This window comes from Kribbella sp. NPDC051137 (assembly GCF_040682535.1).
GTDB lineage: Bacteria > Actinomycetota > Actinomycetes > Propionibacteriales > Kribbellaceae > Kribbella > Kribbella karoonensis.
The window spans coordinates 344,596-368,016 of record NZ_JBFBBI010000005.1; the positions used below are offsets into that span (position 1 = coordinate 344,596).

Here is a 23,421-nt window from a genome sequence, read left to right on the forward strand (position 1 = left end):
CGGTAATAGTTTGCGAAAGCGATTTCGCAAGACAACGTCGTGGCAGCCGACGTCCCACACACCGCCCTGAATCAGGAGTCGGCATGAGACGTACTGTTGCGCTCGTTCTCGGAGTTCTCCTCCTCGGTATCGGCACCATCACCCCGGCCCACGCCGCGACCCTCGCCCTCACCCCGATCACCCTCGGCAACGTGTTCACCGACGGCCAGCAGGTCAAGGTCGGCCTGAGTACGGACGCGCCGTCCGTGACCTGGTCCGCCGCCGACGTCAACGGCACGGTCGTCGCCAGCGGCAGCCAGGCCGCCGCGAGCACCTTGCAGGTCGCGGTCACCACCCGCGGCTGGTACGAACTCACCGTCCAGGCGGGTACGGCGACCGCCAAGACCACCTTCGCCATCCTCAGCCCCGTCAGTACGACGCCAGTCGCCGGCCTCACCACCAACCGGGTCGGCGACTTCGAGAGCACCACCGAAGGCTGGACGTTCTACCCGGGCAGCGAGTACCCCGGCGCCACCGGGAGCTTCACGCTCGACACGACCACGAACCACTCCGGCACGACCTCCGGCAAGCTGTCTGGTGACTTCAGTGCCGGCGGTGCCTACGTCAGCGTCAATCGCACCGTCCCGTCGGTCGCCGCGACCAGCGTGAGCTTCTGGGCGAAAACGCCGAACCTGTCGTTCCTGACGTTCCGCATCACCGACTCGACCGGTCAGGTCCACCAGCAACGCCTGACGTTGTCAGGGGCAACGGATTGGCAGCCGTTGAGCGTCACGCGATTCGACGGTGGCAAGCAGTACAGCCACTTCGGCGGCGTGAACGACGGTGTCTGGCACGGCCCTGCCAAGCAGGTCGAGGTGATCCTCGACAAGGGCGCGATCAACGGCTCGACCAGCAGCAGCGTGAACCTCGACGACCTGACGCTCAACGCCCCGGCGGCCGCGCCCACGACTCCGCTCGGCAACTACGAGAGCGCCGCGGAGGGCTGGTCGTTCTACCCAGGCAGCGAGTTCCCCGGCGCGACCGGCAGCCTTAGCTACGACACCACAACCCCGGAGGCCGGCACCCAGTCCGCCAAGCTCAGCGGCGACTTCATCGGCGGCGGCAACTATGTCGCACTCCAGCGCACCTTCGTCCCGATCGACCTCAAAGCCCTTGATCTGTGGGTGAAATCCAGCCAGCTGTCGTCACTCGGCCTCCGCCTGACCGACGCGACCGGCCAGGTCCACCAGCAGCGCCTCGCCGTGTCCGGAACCGGCTGGCAGCACCTCAGCCTCACCCAGTTCGACCGCGGCACCGGGTACCTCCATTTCGGCGGCGCCGACGACGGCATCTGGCACGGCCCGGCGAAGGCGATCATGCTGACACTGGACAAGAGCGCGATCACCAACGGCGGTACGTCGGCATCCGTCAACGTCGACGCGGTCGCCGCGACCACGGCCCCGACGTACCAAGGCGCCGGTACGCACTTCGCCGGCACGTGGAACCAGGACCTGGTACCGCTGATCGCCCAGTCCGGAGCGCGGACCGCGCGTGACGAGGCGTACTGGTCCGCCGTCGAGTCCACCGTCGGCACCTACACATTCCCGGCCAAGTTCACGTCGTACCAGCAGGCCTTCCAGTCCAACGGTCTTGACCCGCTGCTGATCGCGGACTACGGCAACGCGAAGTACGACGACGTGCCGGACAACGCTTTCGACGCGCCGTTCACCGACACCGGGCGGGCCGGGTTCGCGAACTACGCGGACGCGCTCGCGAGCCAGTACCCACAGGTGAAGAACCTGGCGATCTGGAACGAGTGGGACGTCAACGCTGCCGGACAGTCCAACTACACCCCCGACAGCTACCTGGCGTTGCTCAAGGCAACGTATCCGAAGCTGAAGGCGAACCACCCGGGCCTGACGGTCATCGGCGGCGGGGACACCGACGTCACCCAGCAGGCGTGGTTCCAGCAGTTCTGCCAGCTCGGCGGGCTGAAGTACCTCGACGTGGTGTCGGTACACCCGTACAACTACCTGAACGCGCCCGAGAGCCTCGGCACCTTCATCGACCAGGTCCGCGCGACGATCCGGCAGTACAACGGTGGTGTCGACAAACCGATCTGGATCACCGAGGCCGGCTGGTACACCGGAGCCGGCAGCGCCGCGCCGGTCAGCGAGCCGACACAGGCGATGTACGTCGCCCGCGCGATGCTCAACGTCCCCGGCTACGACGTCGACCGGTTCTACGTGTACGACTTCAAGAACGACGGCATCGACCCCGCCAACCAGGAGTACAACTTCGGCCTGGTGCACAACGAGGCGGACGCGCTCGGCGCCTACACCCCGAAACCGTCGTACGTCGCGTACGCCACGGCCGCCCGTCAGCTCCGCGGGGCGACGTTCCTCGGTAAGGAGTACCCGGGCAACGGGCTGATCGACCAGGTGTACGCGGCGGGAGACGGTACGCCGTTCCGCGCGATCTGGGCCGCCTCCGGCGCGAACACGACCGTGACGGTCACTGCGACCGGTCCGGTCCAGGTCACCAGCCTGTACGGGCTGCCGTACACCCTGACCCCGAACGCGAACGGTCAGGTCACCGTCACCGTCGGCACCTGGCCGACGTACATCTCCGGCTCCACCGTGACCGCGGTGACAACACCTTAGGAGGGTGAGCTACAGTCGAGATGTCCGCGGGAGCTCGCAGGAAGTGGGCTGAGAGGGTGACCGGTCCGTCACCGACCGCTGAACCTGAATCGGGTAATTCCGGCGTAGGGAGGAGCGCGATGGAATCCGTCTGGGTGAACGGTACGGCGGTCGACGGGCCGGCCGGGAAGTCGGTGGCCGAGCTGGTCGCGGAGTACTCCGACCGGAGCACCGGGATCGCGGTCGCGGTGAACCAGAACGTGCTGACCAAGGCCGAGTGGGCGCAGACCACGGTCCGCCCCGGCGACCGGGTCGAGATCGTCAGCGCGACACAGGGAGGCTGAGATGGACGATCCCCTCGAGCTCGGCGGGCGGACGTACGCCTCCCGGCTGATCATGGGCACCGGCGGTGCCGCCAACCTGGAGGTGCTGGAGGAGGCGTTGGTTGCCTCTGGCACCCAACTCACCACGGTCGCGATGCGCCGGCTCGGGACCGGCCACGAGGGCTCGGTGCTCGACGTACTGAAGAAGCACGGCATCGACGTCCTGCCGAACACGGCCGGCTGTCACACGGCCGCCGAGGCCGTCCTGACCGCGAAACTCGCCCGCGAGGCGCTGGAGACCGACCTGATCAAGGTCGAGGTGGTCGCCGACGACCACCTGCTGCTGCCGGACCCGATCGAGCTGCTGGACGCCGTCGAGGCCTTGGTGGCGGACGGTTTCACGGTCCTCCCGTACACCAACGACGACCCGATCCTGGCCCGCCGTCTGGAACAGACCGGCTGTGCGGCGGTGATGCCGTTGGCCGCACCCATCGGTTCCGCGCTCGGTATCCGGAACCCGCACAACCTCGCGCTGATCGCCGAGGCTGCGAACGTCCCGGTAGTGGTCGACGCCGGCATCGGTACGGCGAGTGACGCCGCGCTGGCGATGGAGCTCGGCTGCGATGCGGTGATGCTAGCGACCCCGGTGACCCGCGCCGAGAAGCCCGCGCTGATGGCCGCCGCGATGCGCGAAGCCGTCTCCGCCGGCCGGAACGCCCGCCTGGCGGGACGCGTCCCGCGCCGCTGGCAGTCCGCGCTCGCGTCGTCGCCTACAACTGGCCTGCCAGCGTTTTAGCGTCCGCCGCGTCGAGCGACCGATCCAGGAGTACCGCGGTCAGCGACAAGGCCAGCTCCTGGTTCGGTTGCAGCACCAACGGTTCGTCCCACGCCAGCGCCGGGCACACGCCGACGTACTGCGAGACCCGCAGGAACCACGGCCGTACCTGCTCGGGTTGGACCAGCAGCAGGCTGACGTCCCCCTGTACGAGCGCGATCCACGGACTCGACGACCCGAACGCCGCCTCCACCCCTTCGCCGTCGGAACTCAGGACAACAGTTTCCGAAAACGGTAGCCGCCAGAAGATCCCGCCGTACGCCGCTCCCTCGCGGCCGGTCGTCGCCGGGCTGTCGATCCGGACCGGGCCGTACCGGGCGGTGAGCACGCTCCGCCAGTCGAGGCGCCAGCCGCCGAACGCCAGGTCGCCGGTCAGCCTCCGGCGTTCCACCAGTTGCGGACGGCCCTGCTCGTCGTACCAGGTGAGTTCGTCGACCAGTTCACGATCGTCGACGGTGACGCCGCGGCTGCGTTGCTGGCCGTGGTTCGTCAGCAGGGTCGGGCCTTGGCCGCGGACGTACGTGCGTCCTCCCCAGTGCGAGGTGCCGTTCACCTGCGCGACCGCGAGCGAGACGCCGTAGTGGTGCCGGTGGTCGACCGGACTAACCTGCGTCAACGGATGCCCGCCGAGGGTCCGGACCGGATGCAGGTACGGGCGCGGCGCATGCACCTGCGGCATCCGCCGGCCGAACTCGTACCGCGCGAGCATGCCCGCGGAACTCCCCAGCTCGAAGATGTCCCCCTGCTGCTGCCATCCGATCCGATCGTCCGACACCGCGGCCCGCGGCTCCTGCGGCACCGGACCGGTGCTCGCCCGCACCGCCAGCCGCAACTCCGGTACGTCGTCCGCCACGTCCGCAGGCCCTGCGATCGACGCGAGCAACCGCTGCCAGGCCAACTCCCCCAGGTCCTTCTGCGGGACCCGCACGGTCGTCAACGACGGTACGGCGAAGCGCGCCAGCCCGATGTCGTCCATCCCGGTCACCGACAGATCAGCCGGTACCGCGACGCCGACCTCGTTGAGCCGCGCCAGCAGCCCGAACGCGACCAGGTCGTTGAACGCGACCACCGCTGTCGCCTGCGAGTCGAGCACCCGTTCCACCGCGGCGTACCCGTCCTCGATCGACCACCCGCACTCCAGCCTGACCAGGTCCAGCCCCGGGATCTCCCGCTCGGCGACCTCGAGCGCCCGCAGACGCAACGTGTTCGAGGCGGACGCGGCCGGGCCGGACAGGAACGCGAGCCGACGGTGCCCGAGACCGACCAGGTGATCCACGACGATCCGGACCGCGCGGCCGTAGTCGACCACCACCGACGACACCTCGGCCGGGCCCAGCCGGTTGACGAGGATCACCGGCTGCACCTGCGGCAGCAGTTCGACCAGCCGCTCCTGGTCCATCCGGGGCGAGACCATGATCAACGCGTCGCAGCGCCGCCGGGCCTCGATCGCGATCGCCGCCTCGGCCTCCGGGTCCTCGTCGGTCTCGGCGACCAGCACCTTGTAGCCGGCCGCGGCCGACGCGTTGGTGATACCGCGGAGGATCTGCTGGAACAGCGGGTTGCCGAGATCCGGGACGACCAGCGCGACCATGTTCGTCCGGCCGAGCGACAGGCTCCGGGCCAGGTCGCTCGGCCGGTAGTTCAGCTGCTCGGCGGCGGCCCGGACCCGGGCGACGATCTCGGGTGCGACACTGAGACGGCCGTTCATCACCCGGGACACGGTCGCTCGCGACACCTCGGCCACGCGTGCGACGTCGGTGATCGTGATGGTGTCCTTCGGTGTCCGGCCCACGTCCGTATCCTCTCCCGATGGAAACCGGTTTCTCAACCCCCGGTGTGATCGGATGGAGTCCTACACGGAACGGAGGAACAGGTGACCGAACTGGAGTATCCGCAGGTCCAGGGCGTTGCCCCCGGCAACGGCTACAGCCACGTGGTGACCGGAACCGGCCAGTGGGTGGCGGTCTCCGGGCAGCTGGCGCTGGACGCGGACGGCAAGCTGGTCGGCGGCGGCGACCCGGGTGCACAGGCCGAGCAGGTGTTCGCGAACCTCGAGCGTTGCCTGATCGCGGTCGGCGCGACGTTCGAGAACGTGGTGAAGCTGACGTTCTTCCTCACCGACGTCGGCCACCTGCCCGCGATCCGCGTCGTCCGCGACAGGTACATCCCCGGCACCAAACCCGCGAGTACGGCGGTGCAGATCGCTGGGCTCGCCGTCCCCGGGGCCCTGCTCGAGGTCGAGGCTTACGCGGTCGTCTGACCGATCGACAGGACGTATACGCCCAGCACCGGTCCCCGCAGGCTCGGGCGCCGGCCGGATCGAGCGCAGTGGACGTAGATGTCCTGTCGAACTGCAGAGGGCCGTCAGCGGAGGAGGTCGACCGCGCGGCGGGCGGCCTCGCCAATGGCGGTGTCGACGCGAGGCTGGCGGATGTCGCCGCGGGCGGCGAGCGTGAAGACTGCGATCGCGTACGCCGACCCTCCGGGCAGCGTGACCACGCCGACCTCGTGGCGGAGCGCGCCGAACGTACCGGTCTTCCCCGCGACGCGGACGCCGTCGTGCGGGAAGCCGGACGCCAGCCGGTGCATGAAGACCTGGCGGTGCATGGTCGCCGTGACGAACTCGGTCTGTCCGGGCGACAGCAACTCGCCCGCCCAGAGACGACGGAGCAGAAACGTCATGTCCCGCGCCGTACTGGCGGAGGCGTTCGCGGCCTCGTAGACGCCGGCCGGGTCGGTCTGGTCGTTGTCCGCGAGTACGGCGAGCGCCGCGTCCGGGTCGCTCGTTCCGGTACGGCGCTGGAGGTCGCGGAGGTTGCCCGCGGTGCCCCGGCGTACCCACGTTCTCCGCAGGCCGAAGTCCGTGAGCATCGCGGCCAGGCGGCGCAGACCGACGAGGTCCAGCAGGGCGTCGGCGGAGGCGTTGTCGGAGAGCGTCATCATCGACAGCGCGAGATCCCGCAGCGAGGCGGTCACCGGATCCGCGAAGGTGGAGAGCCCGGTCGGGCCGGCGGTCTTGGTGGCCGGGTCCAGGGTGAGTTGCTGCCGCGGGTCCAGTTCACCGAGGTCCACGAGTCGGCAGAAGCCCGCGAGCAGCGGGAGCTTGTAGACCGAGGCGAGCGGCACGATCCCGTCGGCGTCGACCTCGACGGTGGCGTCCGGGTCGTCCAGAGCGACGGCGTGCAGCCAGCCGCGGACGCCGGCGTCGTCGAACACTGCTCGGATCCGGGCGTTCACGAGGCGAGCGCTTCCGTGAGCTGGGCCATCACGTCGTCCGGGCGGAGGAACGGCGTACGCGTGCGGGACCACACCAGCCGCAGGCGCAACGGGAGCGGATCGTCGGCCAGCCGATACCGCCGTACGCCGGGCGCGGTCAGTGTGGGGTCGGCGGTCACCACCATCGCCTGCCCGGCCGCCGCCATCGCCAGCCCGGCCCGCTCATCCGTCACCACCACCGTCCCACCGTCCGGTCGGTGCAAGGCCAATGTGTCCATGAACAGGTCCCGCGCCGCCGGCGCCTCTGCCCGCGGCCGCACCGCCACCGGCAGTCCCCTGAGTTCCCGCAACCCGACCGCACCCGGCGGAGCGGTGGGAGAGACCGCATTCCCGCTCGTTGCGCGGCTGGAGAGGGTGCGTGTTTCTGGCACCAGGGCCCACGTTGGCAGGAGTACTACGCGGCCCGCGTCGAGGCCGTCCAGCACCGTGGGGTGTTGAACGGCGGCCAGAGTGAGGCGGCCGGTGGTGACCTGGTTGACCAGAGTGCTCGTCGGGGATGTGACCACGGTGACTCGGCTGCCGGGGATGGCCGCGGCGCACGCGGCGGCGAGAGCGGCTCCGGAGGCGGGTGGGACTTCGGGGGTCAGGCCGAGGCGGATCTCCGGGCCCTCGGGGTCCCGGGACACGGCGGCCTGGTGGAGCTCCTCCATCGAGGCGAGGGCTCGCCGGGCGTACGGGAGCAGGGCGGCGCCTGCCGGGGTGAGCTCGACGCTGCCGGCGCCGCGTTCGAAGAGTTTGGCGCCGACGAGGGACTCGAGGCGGCGAAGACCCTGGGAGAGCGGCGGCTGGGTGATGCCTACGACGCGGGCCGCGTCGCCGAAGTGCTGCTCGTCGGCGAGCGCGACGAAGATCTGCAGATGACGTTCAGTCAGCATGAGGACCCTGCTGACCTGCGGTGATATCTCCAGACAATCGGCGCATGCCTGAGAGCATATTCGACAGGCCGGTCGGCGCTCGCCTTGACTGAGGTCACAGGACGAGCAGAGGAGACAAGCGTGAAGGTAAGCCGGAGAGGCATGCTCACGGGCGCCGCGGCGGCCGGAGCCGCGGGTGTTGCCGGGGCGATCGGCCTCCAGAACCAGAGCACCGCGGCACCGGCCGGGGACGCGAGCACGGCGGCCGTGAAGGAGGCGGGTGTTGGCCGGGAGCCGGTGGAGTTGAGGTGGTTCGGGACGCATGCGTGGGAGATCCGGTGCGGGAAGGCTGTCGTGCTGACGGATCCGTGGCTGACGCGGTTCCACACGGGGACGTTCACGCCGGAGGGGGCTGACCCGAAGACCAAGCTGGTGATCAAGCCCGAGGTGATCGACAAGCACCTCAGCACGGCGGACGCGATCCTCGTGCACCACGGGCACTACGACCACATCACCGACGTTCCGTACGTCGCGAAGCGCACCCAGGCGACCGTCCTCTGCACGGAGACCCACGCGAACCTGCTCCGCTCGCTGAAGACCCCGAACGACCTGCTCTCCCCCGTCCGCGGCGGCGAGTACCTCCCGTTCGACGGCTTCTCGGTCGAGGTGTTCCCGTCACTCCACTCCTGCGGCGGCAAGCGCCACACGTACGCGTACCCGGGCTACCGGTACGCCGTCCCGCCGCGCCCGCGGGTGATCGAGGACCTGGTCGAGGGCGGGACGCTGGCGTTCGTGATCACGATCGGCGGCCTCCGGATCCTCAGCCTGAGTACGGCGAACTTCGACCCGAACGCCCTCCGAGACCTCCAGGTCGACGTCGTCCTCGCGGCCCCGGGCGGCGAGCCGGGCATCACCGACCGGCTCCTGCAGACGATCAAGCCGGTCCGCAAGGTGATCGCGACACACTGGGACGACTTCGACAAGCCGCTCGACGAACCCGGCGTCCCGTGGACCGACCTCGCTCCGCTGCGGAATTCGGTTCAGAAAACGGGTGCCGAGTTCGTCGTCCTCGACCACCTGCACAAGGTCACTCTCTAGGTAAGAACTCGTCCAGGGCGGCGGCGGTCAGTTCAGGACGCTCCAACGTCTGCATGTGCGGGACACCGGGCAGCTCGCGGAACGTCGCGCCGGCGATCCCGTCCGCGAGCTCTCGCAGTACGGCGGTCGGTCCCGATGCGTCGGCTCCGCCGGCCACCACGAGCACCGGTCCGGCGAAGTCCCGGAGCTTGCCCTGGGCATCGAGTTCCTTCATCGAACGCCAGGCCGCGGCCCAGTCCGCGGGCTGCATCGCGAGCAGGCAGTCCCGTGCGTACCGGACCCCCGGCGTCCGGGCAGCGAGGGCGGCCGGGGTGAACCAGCGGCTCAGGGTCTCGTCGACCTGCGCCGCCATCCCGTCCGCCTCGGCGCCGGCGGCCCGCCGCTCGAACACCTCGGGGAACGCCCGGTCGGTGGTCGCCAGCAGCGCCAGGGACGCGATCCGGCCGGGCGACTCGATCGCGGCGACCTGTGCGATCGCACCGCCGTACGACAGGCCGACGACGTGTGCGGTGTCCAGGGCGAGCTCGTCGAGAACAGCGATCAGGTCCGCCGCAGAGTCGCGCAATGTGAACGGGCGTGGAGACCCGGCCGCTGTGCCGTGACCACGAAGGTCGTACGCGAACACCCGACGCCCGACAGCGAGCCGGCCGGCGATCGGGTCCCACATGCGTTTGTCGAGGCCGAGCGAATGCAGCAGCACGACCGGCGGTCCACTCGTTCCGTACCGCGACAGGTGATCCACGGGGCGCAGTACATCACGCCTGATACCGATCGGCGGACCGTTTCTGCTCAGGGGAGAGTGCGGACGCGGTAGTGGTAGCGCGAGACGGTCCGGAAACCGAGGTGGTCGTAGAGCGTGCGGGCGGCGGTGTTGTCCTCGAGCACGCTCAACCAGACCCATCTGGTTGTTGCCGCCTGCAACAAACTGCGGATGACGGCGGAGGCCAGGCCCTGGCGGCGGAAACGTTCGTCCACGGCGAGGCAGTACAGCCCGGCGGTGTCGTCGACGAGCGCGAGCCGGCCGATCGCCTTGACTTGCGAGCCGTCCTCGACCGTCGCGTAGAGGGCCTTGCCGCGGGCCAGGATCTGCTCCGCGGCCGCCCGCGTCTCCGCACCGCCACGCCCGTCGACGTGCCACCAGAGGTCCATCCAGCCGGCCGATGGCGTCGTGGATATATTCACCACGGTCGACGTCTCGGGCAGCTTGGCCAGTACGTCGGAGACCTCGGCGCACTGCACCAGCGTCGGGTTGCGCACGGCGTACCCACGGGTCTCGAGATACTTGTCCAGGTCGCCCGGCTGGACCGCCGGGCTGATCTGGAACGACGGCGTGATGTCGTGCGCGGCGTAGAGGTTTTCCACGTAATCCAACGCTTTCCCGAGGTGGAACGGTGCACCCAGAGGAAGCACCGAGTTCGCTCGGATGGTGACCCCGGCATTGCGTCGGACCAGCCATCCGTCCAACTCGACACTGTCCGCGGCGGGCCAGCCCTGATTCATCAACGAGTCCATCTCAGCTGCGGCGATCACCCGGACAAGCGTAGAACCAGCCGAATCGAATTGCAATAGAATGGATAGTTATTCACGAACGGAGTGCGGCCACGACCTCCGCGAGCAGGTCGATGCCCTCGACAACCTCTTGACGGCTGAGCGACCCGTAGCCGAACACGAGCCCGGCCGGCCCGTCCCCGCTCACCCAGTACGGCTTCAGCCCGTACACCCCGAGCCCGCGCGCCAGTGCCGCCTCCCGCAGCGCCTCCTCGGAGAGGTCAGCCGGCAGCCACGTGAGCACGTGCAGCCCGGCCGACACCCCGACCGGCTCCAGTTCCGGGACCCGCGCCGCGAGCCGCTCGACCAGCGTGTCCCGCAGCTCCCGGTACCGCGGCCGCATCCGGCGCAGGTGCCGGTCGAACTCGCCGTGCGCCACGAAGTCCGCGAACGCCAGCTGATCGAGCACCGGCGACCCACGATCGTCCATCAGCTTCGCCTGCGACATCGGCTCCACCAGCCAGGACGGCAGGATCAGCCAGCCCAGCCGCAACCCCGGCGCCAGCGTCTTCGAAGCGGTCCCGGCGTACGCTACCCGGTCCGGCGCCAGCCCCTGCATCGCGCCGACGGGCTCCCGGTCGTACCGGTACTCCGCGTCGTAGTCGTCCTCGATCACCAGCCGGTTCCCCTGGCCCGCCCAGGCGACCAGCGCTGCCCGGGTGTCCGCTGACGTCACCGCGCCGGTCGGGAACTGGTGCGCCGCCGTCACCAGCACCACGTCCGCCCCGGAACGCTCCAGCGCGTCCACGTCGATCCCGGAGTTCAGCACCGGGATGCCGACCGTCTCCAGGCCCGCCGCGGCCGCGACCTCCCGCAGGTCGTTGTCGGACGGATCCTCCACCGCGAGCCGTGTGTGCCCCTGCGCGGCGAGCACCTGCAGTATCAGCCGGGACCCCTGCGCGAACCCGTTGCAGATCATCATGTTCTCCGGGCGTGCCGCCGTACCCCGTACCCGGTTCAGATAGTCGGAGAGCGCCGTCCGGAGCTCGATCGTGCCGCGGCCGTCGAGGTACGCGAGGCTGCGGTTCGGCGTCTCGTTCAGCACCCGGCGGACCGACCGGAGCCAGGCGGCGCGCGGGAACTGGGACACGTCCGGCCGGCTGTACCGGAAGTCGATCCGCGGCGGGCCTGCCCCGGGCTTGGCCGCGGCCGTCGGCGAGACCACGGCAATGTCCGCGACCAGCGTGTAGCCGCCGCCCCGGCTGATCAGGTATCCCTCGGCGACGAGCTGCTGGTACGCCTCGACGATCACGCCGCGGGACAGGCCGAGGTCCTGCGCGAGCGCCCGCGTGGACGGCATCACGGTCTCCGGCCGCAGCAGTCCGGCCCGGATCCGGGTGCGGATCGCGCTCTCGAGCTGCTGGTGCAGCGGTACGCCGTTGTCCCGGTGCAGCTCGACGAGAAGTTCGCCGGCCCCGGAACTGGTCCTCATTCGGCTCACAGAACTGGACCTTATCGGCGTACCGCTGTGCTGTCAGGGTTATGAGCACCACCGATTCACCAGGGGAGATGAGAGCGATGACCGAGATGCTGCGTAGCGGGGACGCCGGGTACGACGAGGCGCGGACCGTCTGGAACGCGATGATCGACCGGCGCCCGGCGGTCGTCGCCCGGTGCTCGAGCACCGCCGAGGTGGCCGAAGCGGTCCGGTACGGCCGAGCGAACGAACTGGAGATCGCGGTCCGCTGCGGCGGGCACAACATCGCCGGGCTCGCGGTCCCGGACGGCGGGCTGATGATCGACCTGACGCCGATGAACGCGGTCCGGGTGGACCCGGCGGCCAAGCGCGCGTGGGTCCAGGGCGGGGCGCTGCTGGGCGAGCTGGACCGGGCCGCGCAGGAGTACGGGCTGGCGACCACGGCGGGCAACGTCTCGCACACCGGGGTCGGCGGGCTGACGCTGGGCGGCGGGATGGGCTGGCTGGCGCGGCGCTTCGGGCTGGCCTGCGACAACGTCGTCTCGTACGAGGTCGTCACCGCGGACGGCTCCGTGGTGACCGCGAGCGCGGACGAGAACGCCGAGCTGTTCTGGGGACTGCGCGGCGGGGGCGGGAACTTCGGGATCGTGACGTCGTTCGAGTTCCGGCTGCACGAGATCGGGACGCGGGCGCTGATCGTCGAGTTCACGTACCCGTCGGCGGCCGGATTCGACGTACTGCGGGGATGGCGGGAACTGAACGCCGCGGCGCCGCGGGAGGCGACGTTCACCGCGAGCATCGCGGCGGACTCCGTGACGGTCGGGTACGTGTGGGTCGGCGAGGGCGGGGAGGACCTGCTGCCGGCGTTCCGGGCGCTCGGGCCGGTCACGGACGAGGTGGTCGAGGAGACGACGTACCTGAAGTTGCAGACGCGGGACGACAGCGTGCAGGGCCACCGGTTCCGCCGCTACTGGAAGGGGCACTACTTCAAGTCGCTGCCCGACGACGCGATCCGCGCGCTGGTGGCCAACCCGGGCGTCGGGGCGAGCCTGCAGGCGTACGGCGGGGCGATCGCCGAGGTGCCGGACGGGGACGCGGCGTTCAGCCACCGGGACACGCTGTTCGAGTTCGTCACCGCGACCCGCTGGGAGGATCCGGCGGAGGACGAGACCAAGATCGGGATGCTGCGCTCGTACGCGGCGACCCTGGAGCCGTACGCCGGTGGGTTGTACGTGAACACGCTCAACGAGGACCCGATCCAGCGCGCGTTCCCGGCCGCGAAGCTGGAGCGGCTGGTCGCGCTGAAGACGGCGTACGACCCGGACAACGTGTTCCACCTGAACCAGAACATCCGTCCGGCACGCGGCATGATGGTGGTGTGACTGAACTGACTCCGGAACTCGCCGCGACGATCCAGGAAGGGTTCGCGCGGCGGGACCGGGCGAACATGGGTCCGACGATCGCGTTCTTCGAGAAGCTGCTCGGCGAGCACCCGGACAACCCGTACGTGCTGTACGAGGTCGGCGGGTCGTACGACACCGCCGGGCAGGAGGAGACCGCGGTCGGGTACTACGAGCGCGCGCTGCCCGGGCTGACCGGCGAGACCCGCCGCAAGTGCCTGCTGCAGTACGGCAGCACGCTGCGGAACCTCGGCCGCTTCGACGAGTCGTTGGACCTGTTCAAGAAAGCGTGTGCGGAATTTCCGGAATCGGATTCGCTCCGGGTCTTCAAGGCGCTCACGCTGCACGCCGCGGGCCACCAGGACAAGGCGCTCGCCACGCTCCTGCTGGTGATCGCCGACAAGGTCGACTCCGCCGAGATCAAACGCTACGAAGCCGCGATCCGCGGCAACGCGGAGTACCTGGCCGGGCTCTAGGTGGTGTCTGGCCCTAGCGCTTTTCTGCGACGCCGCCGTAGATGGCGTCGCGGACGTCGGGCTCCGGTTCTTCGTCGAGGCGACCGCCCGGCACGTGCCAGTCGACCAGCCGGACGACGCCCGGCTCGAGGATCTCCATGCCGCCGAACAGCGACGAGATCTGCTCCACCGACCGGAACGCCAGCGTCGGGAACGCGTGCTTGATCTTCTCCTGCAGCTCGGTCACCAGCTCGTCGACCGGGCCGCCGTCGCCCGGTTTGCACGCGTGCGTGATCGCCAGGAACGACCCCGGCGGCAGCGCGTCGACGTACTGCCGGGCGACCGCCAGCGTCTCGTCGTAGTCCGCGATGTGGTGCAGCATCAGCGCCATCACCAGCGCGACCGGCTCACCGGGCGCCAGCAGGTCCGCGATCGGCTGCTCGGCCAGCACCTCGGCCGGCTTGGTCAGATCCGCGGCGACGAACTGGGTCCGGTCGTTGTCGAGCAGCAACGCCCGCCCGTGGGCGACCACCGACGGGTCGTTGTCGACGTACACGACCAGGGACTCCACGTTCACGCCCTGGGCGATCTGGTGGGTGTTCTCGGCGGTCGGCAACCCGGAGCCGGCGTCGATGAAGCGCCGGACGCCGCGCTCCTCGGCCAGCCAGGTGACGACCTCCTTGAGCCAGCGCCGGTTCGCCCGCGCCCACTCCGTCGCCTCCGGCGCGATCTTCATGATCTGCCGGTACAACTCCCGGTCACACTCGTAGTTGTCCTTGCCGCCGAGGAAGTAGTCGTACACCCGGGCGACACTGGGGTTCGCGGTGTCGATGCCGAACGCGACCGGTCCACCGCCGTATTTCGGCCGATCGGTCACGCTGGTCTCCTCACGTCGGGTCTCGTCCGAGCCTAACGCACGGAGAGTCAACGTTTCTGCACGGCGTGTTCAACCCTTGCAGAACCTCAACATTCACAGGGGTTCTCAGCACGCGCACGCGACACCGCGCGGCGCGGTGAGCGGGTCGGACGTACGCCGTTCGACCCCGGCCGCGGTCTCGATCGGCCCGCCCTCGCGCACCCAGTACTCGTACCCGCCGATCATCTCCTTGACCGGGTACCCGAGCCGCGCGAACGCCAGCGCGGCCCGAGTCGCCGCGTTGCATCCCGGCCCCCAGCAGTACGTCACCACGGTCGCCCCGTCCGGTACGACGTCCGCCGCCGTACGCTCGGTGATCTCGCGGTGCGGCAGGTGGATCGCGCCCGGTACGTGGCCCTGGTCCCAGCTCTCCTGGCTCCGGCTGTCGATCAGCACCCAGCCGGTCACGCCCGCACCGAGGTCCGCGGCGACATCGGCCGGGTCCGTCTCGTACGCCAGCCGGCCGGCGAAGTGCGCGACGGCGGCCTCATCGATCTGCTTGGTCATGACGCCCAGCGTCGGTGATTCCGGCGTACGGCGACAGTGGCAGAAATGCCCTAGTACCTCAAGATTCAGCCACGGCGGATCTTCGACCGGGCTCGCGCCACCTTGATCGCCTGCTTCAGCGTCTCCACGTCGTACGCCCCGTAGTGCCGCTGCCCGTTGATGAAGAACGTCGGCGTCCCGGAGACGCCGCTGGTGTCCGCGGACTCGACGTCCTGCGCCACCCGCGCGGCGGCCACGTGCCGCTTCACCTCGTCGTGCAACCGATCGGTGTCCAGACCGAGCTGTTCCGCGTAACCCAGCAGATCCTTCGGCTGCAGGTTCTCCTGGTTCGCGAGCAGCAGGTCGTGCATCTCCCAGAACCTGCCCTGCGCCGCGGCTCCCTCCGCGAACTCCGCCGCGATCTGCGCCCGCGGGTGGACGTCGGACAGCGGCAGGTGCCGCCAGACGAAGCGCAGGTCGTCGTCCCGCAGGATGTCGCGGACGATCGGTTCCGCGCGCCCGCAGTACGGGCACTCGAAGTCGCCGTACTCGACCAGCGTCACCGACGCGTTCTCCGGGCCGCGGATGTGGTCCCGCTCCGGATCGACCGGGTCCGTCAGGTCGAGGAGCTGCTCCGCGTCGCCGAGCAGCGCCAGCGCCTTCTTCGGCGGCGAGAGCAGCTTCGCGGCGCGGAACACCACCCAGGTGAGCCCGGACGCGACGATCACCGCGGACAGCAGGCCCACCTTCGCCTCGGCCAGCTGCGTGCCGTCGAACGCGATCGTTGCGATCAGCAACGAGACCGTGAAGCCGATGCCGGCGATCGTGCCGCTGCCGAGGACCGACGCCCAGCCGACGCCGGGGCGGACCCGGCCGCCGCTGATCCGTTCGAGCAGCCAGGAGGTCCCGGTCACCGCGATCGGCTTGCCCACGACGTACCCGAGCAGGATGCCGAGCGTGATCGGCGAGCTGAACGCACGCCCGAGGAAGCCGGCGTCGATCGTGACGCCGGCGTTCGCGAGGCCGAACAGCGGGACGATCAGGTAGCTGGTCCACGGATGGTAGAGGAACTGCAGGCGCTCGTTCGGTGAAATCGTCGTGGTCAGGCCGACCGTCGCGGATCGCGCCAGCTCCGGGGTCGGCTGCTCGCGGAACAGCCGGAACAGGCCGGTCGCCTCCTCCAGCTCTTCCCGGCCGGGCGAGTACGCCGGCGCGGTCAGGCCGATCGCCAGCCCGGCGACCACCGGGTCGACGCCGCTCTTCAGCAGGGCGGCCCACATGAGTACGCCGAGAACGACGTACACCCACGGCTTACGCACCCTCAGCAGGGCCAGCGTCAGGACGACGGCGAACGCGCCGACGGCGAGGACGAGCGGCATCAGCTTGACGTCCGCGCTGTAGACGACCGCGATCACCACCAGCGCGAGCAGATCGTCGACCACGAACACCGTGAGCAGGAACACCCGCACGCGATCCGGTACGCCGCGGCCGACCAGCGCGAGCAGCCCGAGCGCGAGCGCGGTGTCGGTCGACATCGCCACACCCCACCCGTGCGCGCCCGGCCCGCCGCCGTTGAACGCCGTATAGATCAGCACCGGAGCGACCATCCCCGCGATCCCGGCGAGCATCGGCAGCACGAACCGGCTGCGCTCCCGCAGATCCCCCAGGTCGAACTCCCGCCGCGCCTCCAGTCCCACGACCAGGAAGAACAGCGTCATCAGCCCGCCGTTGATCCACTCCCGGAGGTCGAGCCCCAGCTCGCGATGCCCCAACCCGATCGACAGCTCGGTCCGCCAGAAGTCGTCGTACGTCCCGGGCGCCACGTTCGCCCACACCAGCGCGCCGACGATCGCCGCCGCCAGCACTCCCGAGCTTCCCGCCTCGGTCCGCAGGAACGACCGCAAGGGCGCGGCAAACTCCCGACGCCAGTCGGTCCGCCCACCCAACAGACCAGCCACGTCCGCCATACGCACACTGTAAATGGAGGGCGTCGTTTCTCGGGTCGGCTAACACTCTGCGGGCGTCGGGCTGCATGATGTGCGTTGCCCGACTGCAGTCCCATGCCCTGGAGATCCCAGTGACTGAGCCCGATCTCGCCCACTCGGCGGACACGTTCGCCCGGTTGGCGATCGAGCTGCACGATGCACCCGGTGTCGAGGAGACGATCGACGCGGTGGTGCAGTTCGCCCAGCAGGCCTTGAGCTGCACGTATGCCGGTGTCGCCCTGTCCACCCGCGGTTCGCGGGCCGAGATCGCCGCCGTGACCGATCCGGTCGTGACCGCCTTCTACGAACAGCAGATCGCCACCGAGAGTGGCCCGCTGATCACGGCGTTGCGGGAGCGTACGGCGGTCCTGATCCACGACACCACGACCGACGACCGCTGGCCCGAGCTGGTGACCGGGACGCCCGCGATCCGGAGCGTTCTCGACGTACCGCTGGCGACCGGTGACACACCGCGACATACCGTCGGCGTGCTGGGGCTGTACGCCGCCGAACCGGACGTGTTCACCACCGACGACGAGGCGATCGCTCACGTGCTCGCGCAGCACGCGTCGGTCGCACTGGCGTCGGCGCGGCACGAGGAGACGATGGCGCAGGCGGTCGACGCTCGGAAGCTGGTCGGCCAGGCGATGGGGATCCTGATGGAGCGCTTCGACGTGGACGGCGACCGGGCGTTCGCGATCCTCAAGCGGTACTCGCAGGACACCAACACCAAACTGCGCGACGTCGCACAGCAACTCATCGATACGCGCAAGCTCCCGCACTGACAACGATCTGACACCGTTGTCCGGCCGCCGCAGCGGGCAAACCGTTGCATACTGCGAGGTGAGCTTGACGCCGGGACTTGTGCGGCCAGTACTGCGGGCCGGGTCACGTCCCGGCGCCACAAACGCGGACGGCGCTAATGTGGCGCCATGGGTGAGTGGCGGCCGTTGGCAGGCCCATCGAGGCAGGTGGCGCTGGAGATCCTGCTGGACGGGCCGTTGTCGCGTGCCGAGTTGTCCCGGCGGGTCGGGCTCTCGCCGGGCAGTCTGACCCGGCTGACCAAGCCGATGGTGGAGTCCGGTCTGCTGGTCGAGGTCGAGGGCGGTCCCACCGACGCGCGGGTCGGCCGGCCGTCGCAGCCGCTCGACCTGGACGCGAACGCGCACCACTTCGCCGGGATCAAGCTCACCGGAGACTCCGCGATCGGCGTACTGACCACGCTGCGCGCCGACGTCCTGGCCACCGTCGAGCGCCCGATCCTCGACCAGACGCCCTCGGCCGTGGCGGACCTGGTCCTCGAGATCACCGACGAGCTGCAGCTCCAGGTCCCCGGCGGCCGGCCGCTCACCGGGCTCGGCGTCTCGATCGGCGGCCGGGTCGCGAACCGTTCCGAGGTCCGCTGGGGCCCGTACCTGAACTGGGTCGACGTACCGTTCGGCGAGATCCTCGCCGCGCACACCGCGGTCCCGATCGTGCTCGCGAACGACCTGACCTCGCTGACCGAGGCCACGCACTGGTTCGGCGCCGGCCGAAACTCGGACCGCTTCGTCCTGCTCACCGTCGGCGCCGGCGTCGGGTACGGGCTGGTCGTCCACAACCGGGTCGTGGACAGCCCGGACGTCACGCTCGGCCTGATCGGGCACTATCCACTGCTCCCGGACGGCCCGCTCTGCGACCGCGGCCACCGCGGTTGCGCGCTCAGCCTGCTGACGGTCGGTGCGATCACCGGCCAACTCGGTACGGCGCTGGGCCGGACGGTCGGGTACGACGAAGCGCTCGATCTCGCGGTGAAGGGCGAACCGGCCGCGCGTGAGGTCGTCGGGCGCGCGGGCCGGGCCCTGGGCAAGCTGATCGCCGCCGCCGCGAACTTCACCATGCCCGAACTCGTCGTCCTCGGCGGCGAGGGCATCCGGCTCGCCGAGGTCGCGCACGAGGAACTGCTGGCCGGGCTGCACGCCGACCGGCACCCGTCGGCGGCCGAGCTGCCGATGGTGCAGCAGCCGGCCGACTTCAGCGAATGGGCCCGGGGCGCGGCGGTGGTCGCGATCCAGACCTTCGTCCTCGGAATCGAGTAACTGTCTATTTCGTGATAGTCAGTTACACTGATCGGCATGATGAGGCGATGGCTGGAGGGCTGGCGGCTGTGCCGCGGCCTGGAGCGGGTGATCGAGTACCCCGACGCGTACGCCGCCGTACTGCGGCTGCCCGGGCGGGAGCGCGAGCTGTTCGCCCGCACCGACGACGCGGCGACCGTGGAACGCCTGGCGACGGGGTTGCCGGAGGACACCTGGCTGACAGTCACCACCCGAACCGCCGACCGCACCACCACCCAACTCCTCGCCGCCGGCACCCACCCCTTCCCCGAGCCCAAGACCCTGATGTCGACAGATCTCCACCAACATCCCCAGCCACACCAACCACGAGACGCAGCGCAGGCGGGTGGCGGGTACTGGCTTGAGTTCACGTCCGATGGGCCGCTCGATTACGTCCGACTGCTGGCCCCGGGTGGCGCGGTCGCCGCGCGTGGGATGGTGGCGACTGTCGGGCCGGACGCCGTGATGCACGACATCCAGACCGATCCGGCGCATCGGAGGCGCGGGCTCGGGAGTGTGGTGATGGGCGCCCTGGCCGGGAGGGCTGTCCAACGCGGGGCGCGGACCGGTCTGTTGATGGCGACCACCGACGGTTTCCACCTGTACCGGAAACTCGGCTGGGCGGCCGAAGCGACGATGGTGACGGCCTCAGGTGCTCGTCTTGGCCCGGTGCGCGGCGACCTTGGTCCGGTTCTGACAGGCGGTTGAGCAGAACCGCTGGGTGCGGCTGCGGGTCGAGTCCAGGAACAGGTCGTCGCACCGCGCGGCCGCACAGCGCCGTACCCGTTCCAGTTCGGCGCTTCCGAGCAGCATCGCGACGGCGGTCGCGAACTCCGCGAGCCAGCCGGCCGCGGCGTCCGGGCTGCCGAAGTGCAGGTGCCACGGCTCGCCCACATCGCGGGTCAACTGCGGCGCCGCCTTCGTCTCCTGGAGCAGCCGGTTCACAAGCGCCGCGGCCGCGTCGACGTCCGGAAGGGCGCTGAGCGCGTCGTACAACGTTTTCGCGCCGTTCTCATACCCGGTCGGATCGACGGCCGGCGGACGCTTCGTGGTCAGCCGCAGTACGGCGTCCACCGCCGCGGCGTCGACCGCGCGGGCCGGGCGGCCTTGCCGCATGGTGGATCCGAAGGTGTTCGCCAGCGCGATCGCGGCCGTCAGTGAGTCCTGCAGGTGATCGGTGGCTTCCACCGCTCCAGTATCCGCGAAAAGTTCGCCGGACCGGCCGATTTCATTCACCGGGATGAGCCGCGTCATACCAGGGTCGTAGCCGGCGCCGGCAGACATCCGTCCGCACTCCGATGATGCCGATCGTTGCCAGAAACAACAATGATCCGCATGTACCTGGCCCAGGTGGACTCACCAGACACCGCCTACTCCCAGCACCGCCCGGCAAGCCGTGGGATCGCCGGACTGGCGGAGGCGGTCGTCGACCTGTCCGCGGTCCGGGAAAATGTCCGAAGTTTCCGAAAACGTGTTCCGCAGCAGCTGATGGCGGTGGTCAAGGCCGACGCCTTCGGCCACGGCGCCGTACCGGTGGCCCGCGCAGCGGTCGAGGCCGGCGCGACCTGGCTCGGCGTGGCGCGCGCCGACGAGGCGCTGCAACTCCGCGCGGCCGGCCTGCAGGTACCGATCCTGACCTGGCTCTACGACGACACCGAACTCATGCTGCTCGGGGATGTCGACGTGGACGTCAGCGTGTCAACGGTTTCCGAACTGCACCGCGTCGTTTCCACACCGAACGTCCACTCCGTGCACCTCAAGCTGGACACCGGCCTGCACCGGGCCGGCAGTGCACCTGACCAGTGGATCGAGCTCACCCGAACGGCGGCGCACTACGAGGCGCTCGGCGCCGTCACGGTCCGCGGGATCTGGTCGCACCTCTCACACGGCAGTTCCGCCGACGCCGTGCAGAGCAGGCGGCAACTCCAGTTCCTGCGGGCCGGGGTGGGTCTCGCACGGCGGGCCGGGTTGCGGCCGGGCGTCGTACACCTGGCCAACTCGGCAGGGGCGCTCACCCTCGACGCACCGGACACCGACCTGGTCCGGGTCGGCGCCGGGCTGTACGGGATCGACGAGCTCGGCATCGGGCTGCGGCCCGCGATGCGGCTGGTGTCCAAGCTGGCCCAGGTACGCCGGATCCGCGCCGGGGAAGGGGTTTCGTACGGACACGACTTCGTCGCCGCGCGGGACACCACGATCGGCCTGGTCCCGATCGGGTACGCGGACGGGATCCCGCGGGTCGCCGGGCGGCGCGCGAGCGTGCTGTGTCACGGCGTACGGATGCCGGTGATCGGGCGGGTCGCGATGGACCAGTTCGTCGTCGACGCGGGCGAGCTGGCGGTCGAACCGGGCGCACCGGTGACGATCTTCGGCCCCGGCACGTCCGGCGAGCCGACGGCCGCGGACTGGGCCGGGTGGGCGGGCACCATCCCCCACGAAATCTACTGCGGCATCGGCAACCGGGTTCCCCGGCGTTACGAGGAAGGGCTGCGATGAAGGTCGCGATCGTGATGGGTGGCGCGAGTCCGGAGCACCAGGTCTCGCTGGCCAGCGGCAAGGGGATAGCGAAGGCGGTCGACCTGCTCGGCCACACCGCGATCCCGATGGTGATCGATGCCGAGGGCAACTGGCGGGACGGGCAGCACGAGGCGATCGAGATCCTGCAGGCCTGCGACGTCACGATCCCCGCACTGCACGGCGAAGGTGGCGAGGACGGCCGTATACAGGGATTCTTCGACCAGCTGCGGATCCCGTACGTCGGCAGCGGCGTCGCGGCGAGCGCGGTGGGGCTGGACAAGCACCTGACGAAGGCGGTGCTGACGGCGCACGGTATCCCGGTCACGCCAGGCGTCGCGCTGCGTGGGACCGAGGTGACCGACACCGAGGCGATGCTGCAGAAGCTGAAGGCCTCCGGGCTGGACTACCCGTTGTTCGTGAAGCCCGCGAACGGCGGGTCGAGCTTCGGCGTCACGCGCGCGACGGACCTTTCGTCGTTGCTCGCCGCGGTCGCGGACGCCGCCCCCGATGTCCTGGTGGAGCGGGAGATGGCCGGCCGGGAGATCGACCTCGCGGTGCTGGAGTTCCCCGACGGACGGATCGAGACCGCGCCGGCGCTGGAGATCCACGCCGATCCGGAGCAGCCGTTCTTCAACGCCGCCGCGAAGTACGACAGCGGCGGCACGCGGTTCGTCGTACCGGCGCCGCTCGATGCCGCGCTCGCGGAACGGTTGCGCCGTACGGCGATCGAGGTCTTCGAGGTGCTCGGCTGCGCGGGGCTGGCGCGGGTGGACTTCTTCGTACCGGTCGACGGGGAGCCGGTGGTCAACGAGATCAACACGTTCCCCGGGTTCACGCCCGCGTCGCAGTTCCCGCGGATGTGGGCCGCCGCGGGGCTGTCGTACGCCGAGGTCGTCGACACATTGATCCGTACGGCGATGGCGCGCGGATGACCGTGCTGCTGAGCGACGACCGGATCACCGCGATCCCGGCGATCGAGAACGGTGAGCCGCTCGTCGACTTGTTCACAAGAGGATTGTCGACAACGGGACGGCAGCTCACACGGGAGAGTGTGGCGGATCGGCTCGCGCTGGCCGACACGTTCCTGCCTGCCGGGATCCGGTTGCACGTGGTCGAGGGACTGCGGCCGGTGGAGAGCCAGCGCGAGATCTACGACGGGTACTGCGCGGAGCTGGCGCAGCTGCATCCCGGGATCGCCGAGGCCGACGTACGCGTACTGGCCAGCCGGTTCGTGTCGCCGATAGAGGTGGCGCCACATGTCGCGGGCGCGGCGGTGGACCTGACGCTGATCGGCGCGCACGGACCGCTCGACCTCGGCACGCCGATCGACGCGACACCCGAGCAGAGCGACGGCGCATGCTTCTTCGCGGCCGCGAACGTCAGCCGCGAGGCGCGGACGAACCGCTCGCTGCTGGCCGACGTACTGATCTCGGCCGGGATGGTCAACTATCCGACGGAGTGGTGGCACTGGTCGTACGGCGACCGGTACTGGGCGTTCGTCGAGGACCGGCCGAGCGCGGTTTACGGGCCGACGTACAGCGTGCGCTGATAGACGCTGCCTATCAGGTGATAGGCAGCGTGGCTTTGACTGCGG

The 23,421-nt window shown here is 69.9% G+C and carries 23 protein-coding genes and 1 riboswitch; of the genes, 13 read left to right on the forward strand and 10 right to left on the reverse strand.

What is annotated here, in order from left to right:
- Window positions 1–83: 83 nt before the first annotated feature.
- From AB0M51_RS27640 to AB0M51_RS27650, 3 genes are all read left to right on the forward strand, one after another.
- Entirely contained in the window at window positions 84–2,642 is a 2,559-nt protein-coding gene (locus tag AB0M51_RS27640) for a glycosyl hydrolase (RefSeq protein WP_363751130.1), read from the forward strand.
- A 16-nt stretch (window positions 2,643–2,658) separates the two neighbouring features.
- Window positions 2,659–2,770, forward strand: a riboswitch (TPP riboswitch).
- Entirely contained in the window at window positions 2,762–2,965 is a 204-nt protein-coding gene (gene thiS, locus AB0M51_RS27645) for a sulfur carrier protein ThiS (RefSeq protein ID WP_344188488.1), read from the forward strand. It overlaps the preceding riboswitch by 9 nt.
- A gap of 1 nt (window position 2,966) precedes the next feature.
- Window positions 2,967–3,740, forward strand: coding sequence for a thiazole synthase (locus AB0M51_RS27650; RefSeq protein WP_344188490.1), 774 nt, complete (start codon window positions 2,967–2,969; stop codon window positions 3,738–3,740).
- Here the strand turns inward: AB0M51_RS27650 and AB0M51_RS27655 are convergent.
- Window positions 3,715–5,571: a DUF6807 family protein gene (locus tag AB0M51_RS27655; protein WP_344188491.1), complete on the reverse strand. Its 1,857-nt coding sequence runs from the start codon at window positions 5,569–5,571 to the stop codon at window positions 3,715–3,717. The two genes, AB0M51_RS27650 and AB0M51_RS27655, sit on opposite strands and share 26 nt — an antisense overlap.
- Before the next feature lie 81 nt (window positions 5,572–5,652).
- On the opposite strand from AB0M51_RS27655, the gene AB0M51_RS27660 reads away from it, so the two are divergent.
- Complete coding sequence (locus tag AB0M51_RS27660; RefSeq protein ID WP_344188492.1) at window positions 5,653–6,039, forward strand: RidA family protein; 387 nt, start codon at window positions 5,653–5,655, stop codon at window positions 6,037–6,039.
- A 104-nt stretch (window positions 6,040–6,143) separates the two neighbouring features.
- Here AB0M51_RS27660 and AB0M51_RS27665 read toward each other — a convergent pair whose 3' ends face one another.
- Window positions 6,144–7,016: a serine hydrolase gene (locus tag AB0M51_RS27665; RefSeq protein WP_344188493.1), complete on the reverse strand. Its 873-nt coding sequence runs from the start codon at window positions 7,014–7,016 to the stop codon at window positions 6,144–6,146.
- Window positions 7,013–7,930 (reverse strand): LysR family transcriptional regulator, encoded by a 918-nt coding sequence (locus tag AB0M51_RS27670; RefSeq protein ID WP_344188494.1) that lies wholly within the window; start codon window positions 7,928–7,930, stop codon window positions 7,013–7,015. Before AB0M51_RS27670 ends, AB0M51_RS27665 begins: the two co-directional genes overlap by 4 nt.
- 120 nt (window positions 7,931–8,050) lie before the next feature.
- Here AB0M51_RS27670 and AB0M51_RS27675 point away from each other — a divergent pair, with 120 nt between their 5' ends.
- A complete protein-coding gene (locus AB0M51_RS27675) occupies window positions 8,051–9,007 on the forward strand; it encodes an MBL fold metallo-hydrolase (RefSeq protein ID WP_344188495.1) in 957 nt (318 codons plus the stop codon).
- Here AB0M51_RS27675 and AB0M51_RS27680 read toward each other — a convergent pair.
- From AB0M51_RS27680 to AB0M51_RS27690, 3 genes are read right to left on the reverse strand one after another with little or no spacing between them, the layout of a single operon-like run.
- On the reverse strand, window positions 8,997–9,749 hold the full coding sequence (locus AB0M51_RS27680) for an alpha/beta fold hydrolase (RefSeq protein ID WP_344188496.1): 753 nt from the start codon (window positions 9,747–9,749) through the stop codon (window positions 8,997–8,999). The genes AB0M51_RS27675 and AB0M51_RS27680 overlap by 11 nt on opposite strands.
- 47 nt (window positions 9,750–9,796) lie before the next feature.
- Entirely contained in the window at window positions 9,797–10,537 is a 741-nt protein-coding gene (locus AB0M51_RS27685; RefSeq protein WP_344188497.1) for an N-acetyltransferase, read from the reverse strand.
- Between the two features lie 52 nt (window positions 10,538–10,589).
- A complete protein-coding gene (locus tag AB0M51_RS27690) occupies window positions 10,590–11,987 on the reverse strand; it encodes a PLP-dependent aminotransferase family protein (RefSeq protein WP_344188498.1) in 1,398 nt (465 codons plus the stop codon).
- An 86-nt stretch (window positions 11,988–12,073) separates the two neighbouring features.
- Here AB0M51_RS27690 and AB0M51_RS27695 point away from each other — a divergent pair, with 86 nt between their 5' ends.
- Together AB0M51_RS27695 and AB0M51_RS27700 are read left to right on the forward strand one after the other, a co-directional pair.
- Window positions 12,074–13,354, forward strand: a complete 1,281-nt coding sequence (locus AB0M51_RS27695) for an FAD-binding oxidoreductase (protein ID WP_344188499.1) — start codon at window positions 12,074–12,076, stop codon at window positions 13,352–13,354.
- Entirely contained in the window at window positions 13,351–13,848 is a 498-nt protein-coding gene (locus AB0M51_RS27700) for a tetratricopeptide repeat protein (RefSeq protein WP_344188501.1), read from the forward strand. The genes AB0M51_RS27695 and AB0M51_RS27700 overlap by 4 nt, the downstream gene beginning before the upstream one ends.
- A gap of 13 nt (window positions 13,849–13,861) precedes the next feature.
- On the opposite strand, the gene AB0M51_RS27705 is transcribed toward AB0M51_RS27700, so the two are convergent.
- From AB0M51_RS27705 to nhaA, 3 genes are all read right to left on the reverse strand, one after another.
- Window positions 13,862–14,704 carry an SAM-dependent methyltransferase gene (locus AB0M51_RS27705; RefSeq protein ID WP_344188502.1) on the reverse strand — a complete coding sequence of 281 codons (843 nt, stop codon included), beginning with the start codon at window positions 14,702–14,704 and terminating at the stop codon, window positions 13,862–13,864.
- 105 nt (window positions 14,705–14,809) lie between these two features.
- Window positions 14,810–15,250, reverse strand: a complete 441-nt coding sequence (locus tag AB0M51_RS27710; RefSeq protein ID WP_344188503.1) for a rhodanese-like domain-containing protein — start codon at window positions 15,248–15,250, stop codon at window positions 14,810–14,812.
- A 65-nt stretch (window positions 15,251–15,315) separates the two neighbouring features.
- A complete protein-coding gene (gene nhaA / locus AB0M51_RS27715) occupies window positions 15,316–17,196 on the reverse strand; it encodes a Na+/H+ antiporter NhaA (protein WP_344188504.1) in 1,881 nt (626 codons plus the stop codon).
- A gap of 110 nt (window positions 17,197–17,306) precedes the next feature.
- On the opposite strand from nhaA, the gene AB0M51_RS27720 reads away from it, so the two are divergent.
- From AB0M51_RS27720 to AB0M51_RS27730, 3 genes are all read left to right on the forward strand, one after another.
- A complete protein-coding gene (locus tag AB0M51_RS27720) occupies window positions 17,307–17,999 on the forward strand; it encodes a GAF and ANTAR domain-containing protein (protein WP_344188506.1) in 693 nt (230 codons plus the stop codon).
- Window positions 18,000–18,146: 147 nt separating this feature from the next.
- Complete coding sequence (locus tag AB0M51_RS27725; RefSeq protein WP_344188507.1) at window positions 18,147–19,292, forward strand: ROK family transcriptional regulator; 1,146 nt, start codon at window positions 18,147–18,149, stop codon at window positions 19,290–19,292.
- Window positions 19,293–19,328: 36 nt separating this feature from the next.
- The gene (locus AB0M51_RS27730; RefSeq protein WP_344188508.1) at window positions 19,329–20,018 is read left to right on the forward strand and encodes a GNAT family N-acetyltransferase; all 690 of its coding nucleotides are present in this window, start codon (window positions 19,329–19,331) and stop codon (window positions 20,016–20,018) included.
- Here the strand turns inward: AB0M51_RS27730 and AB0M51_RS27735 are convergent.
- Window positions 19,959–20,498, reverse strand: coding sequence for a CGNR zinc finger domain-containing protein (locus AB0M51_RS27735; protein WP_344188510.1), 540 nt, complete (start codon window positions 20,496–20,498; stop codon window positions 19,959–19,961). The two genes, AB0M51_RS27730 and AB0M51_RS27735, sit on opposite strands and share 60 nt — an antisense overlap.
- A 147-nt stretch (window positions 20,499–20,645) precedes the next feature.
- Between AB0M51_RS27735 and alr the strand changes: the two genes are divergently transcribed.
- From alr to AB0M51_RS27750, 3 genes are read left to right on the forward strand one after another with little or no spacing between them, the layout of a single operon-like run.
- Window positions 20,646–21,806, forward strand: coding sequence for an alanine racemase (alr, locus tag AB0M51_RS27740; RefSeq protein ID WP_363751140.1), 1,161 nt, complete (start codon window positions 20,646–20,648; stop codon window positions 21,804–21,806).
- On the forward strand, window positions 21,803–22,759 hold the full coding sequence (locus AB0M51_RS27745; RefSeq protein WP_363751142.1) for a D-alanine--D-alanine ligase family protein: 957 nt from the start codon (window positions 21,803–21,805) through the stop codon (window positions 22,757–22,759). Before alr ends, AB0M51_RS27745 begins: the two co-directional genes overlap by 4 nt.
- Window positions 22,756–23,376, forward strand: coding sequence for a M15 family metallopeptidase (locus AB0M51_RS27750; protein WP_363751144.1), 621 nt, complete (start codon window positions 22,756–22,758; stop codon window positions 23,374–23,376). Before AB0M51_RS27745 ends, AB0M51_RS27750 begins: the two co-directional genes overlap by 4 nt.
- Window positions 23,377–23,421: the final 45 nt, after the last annotated feature.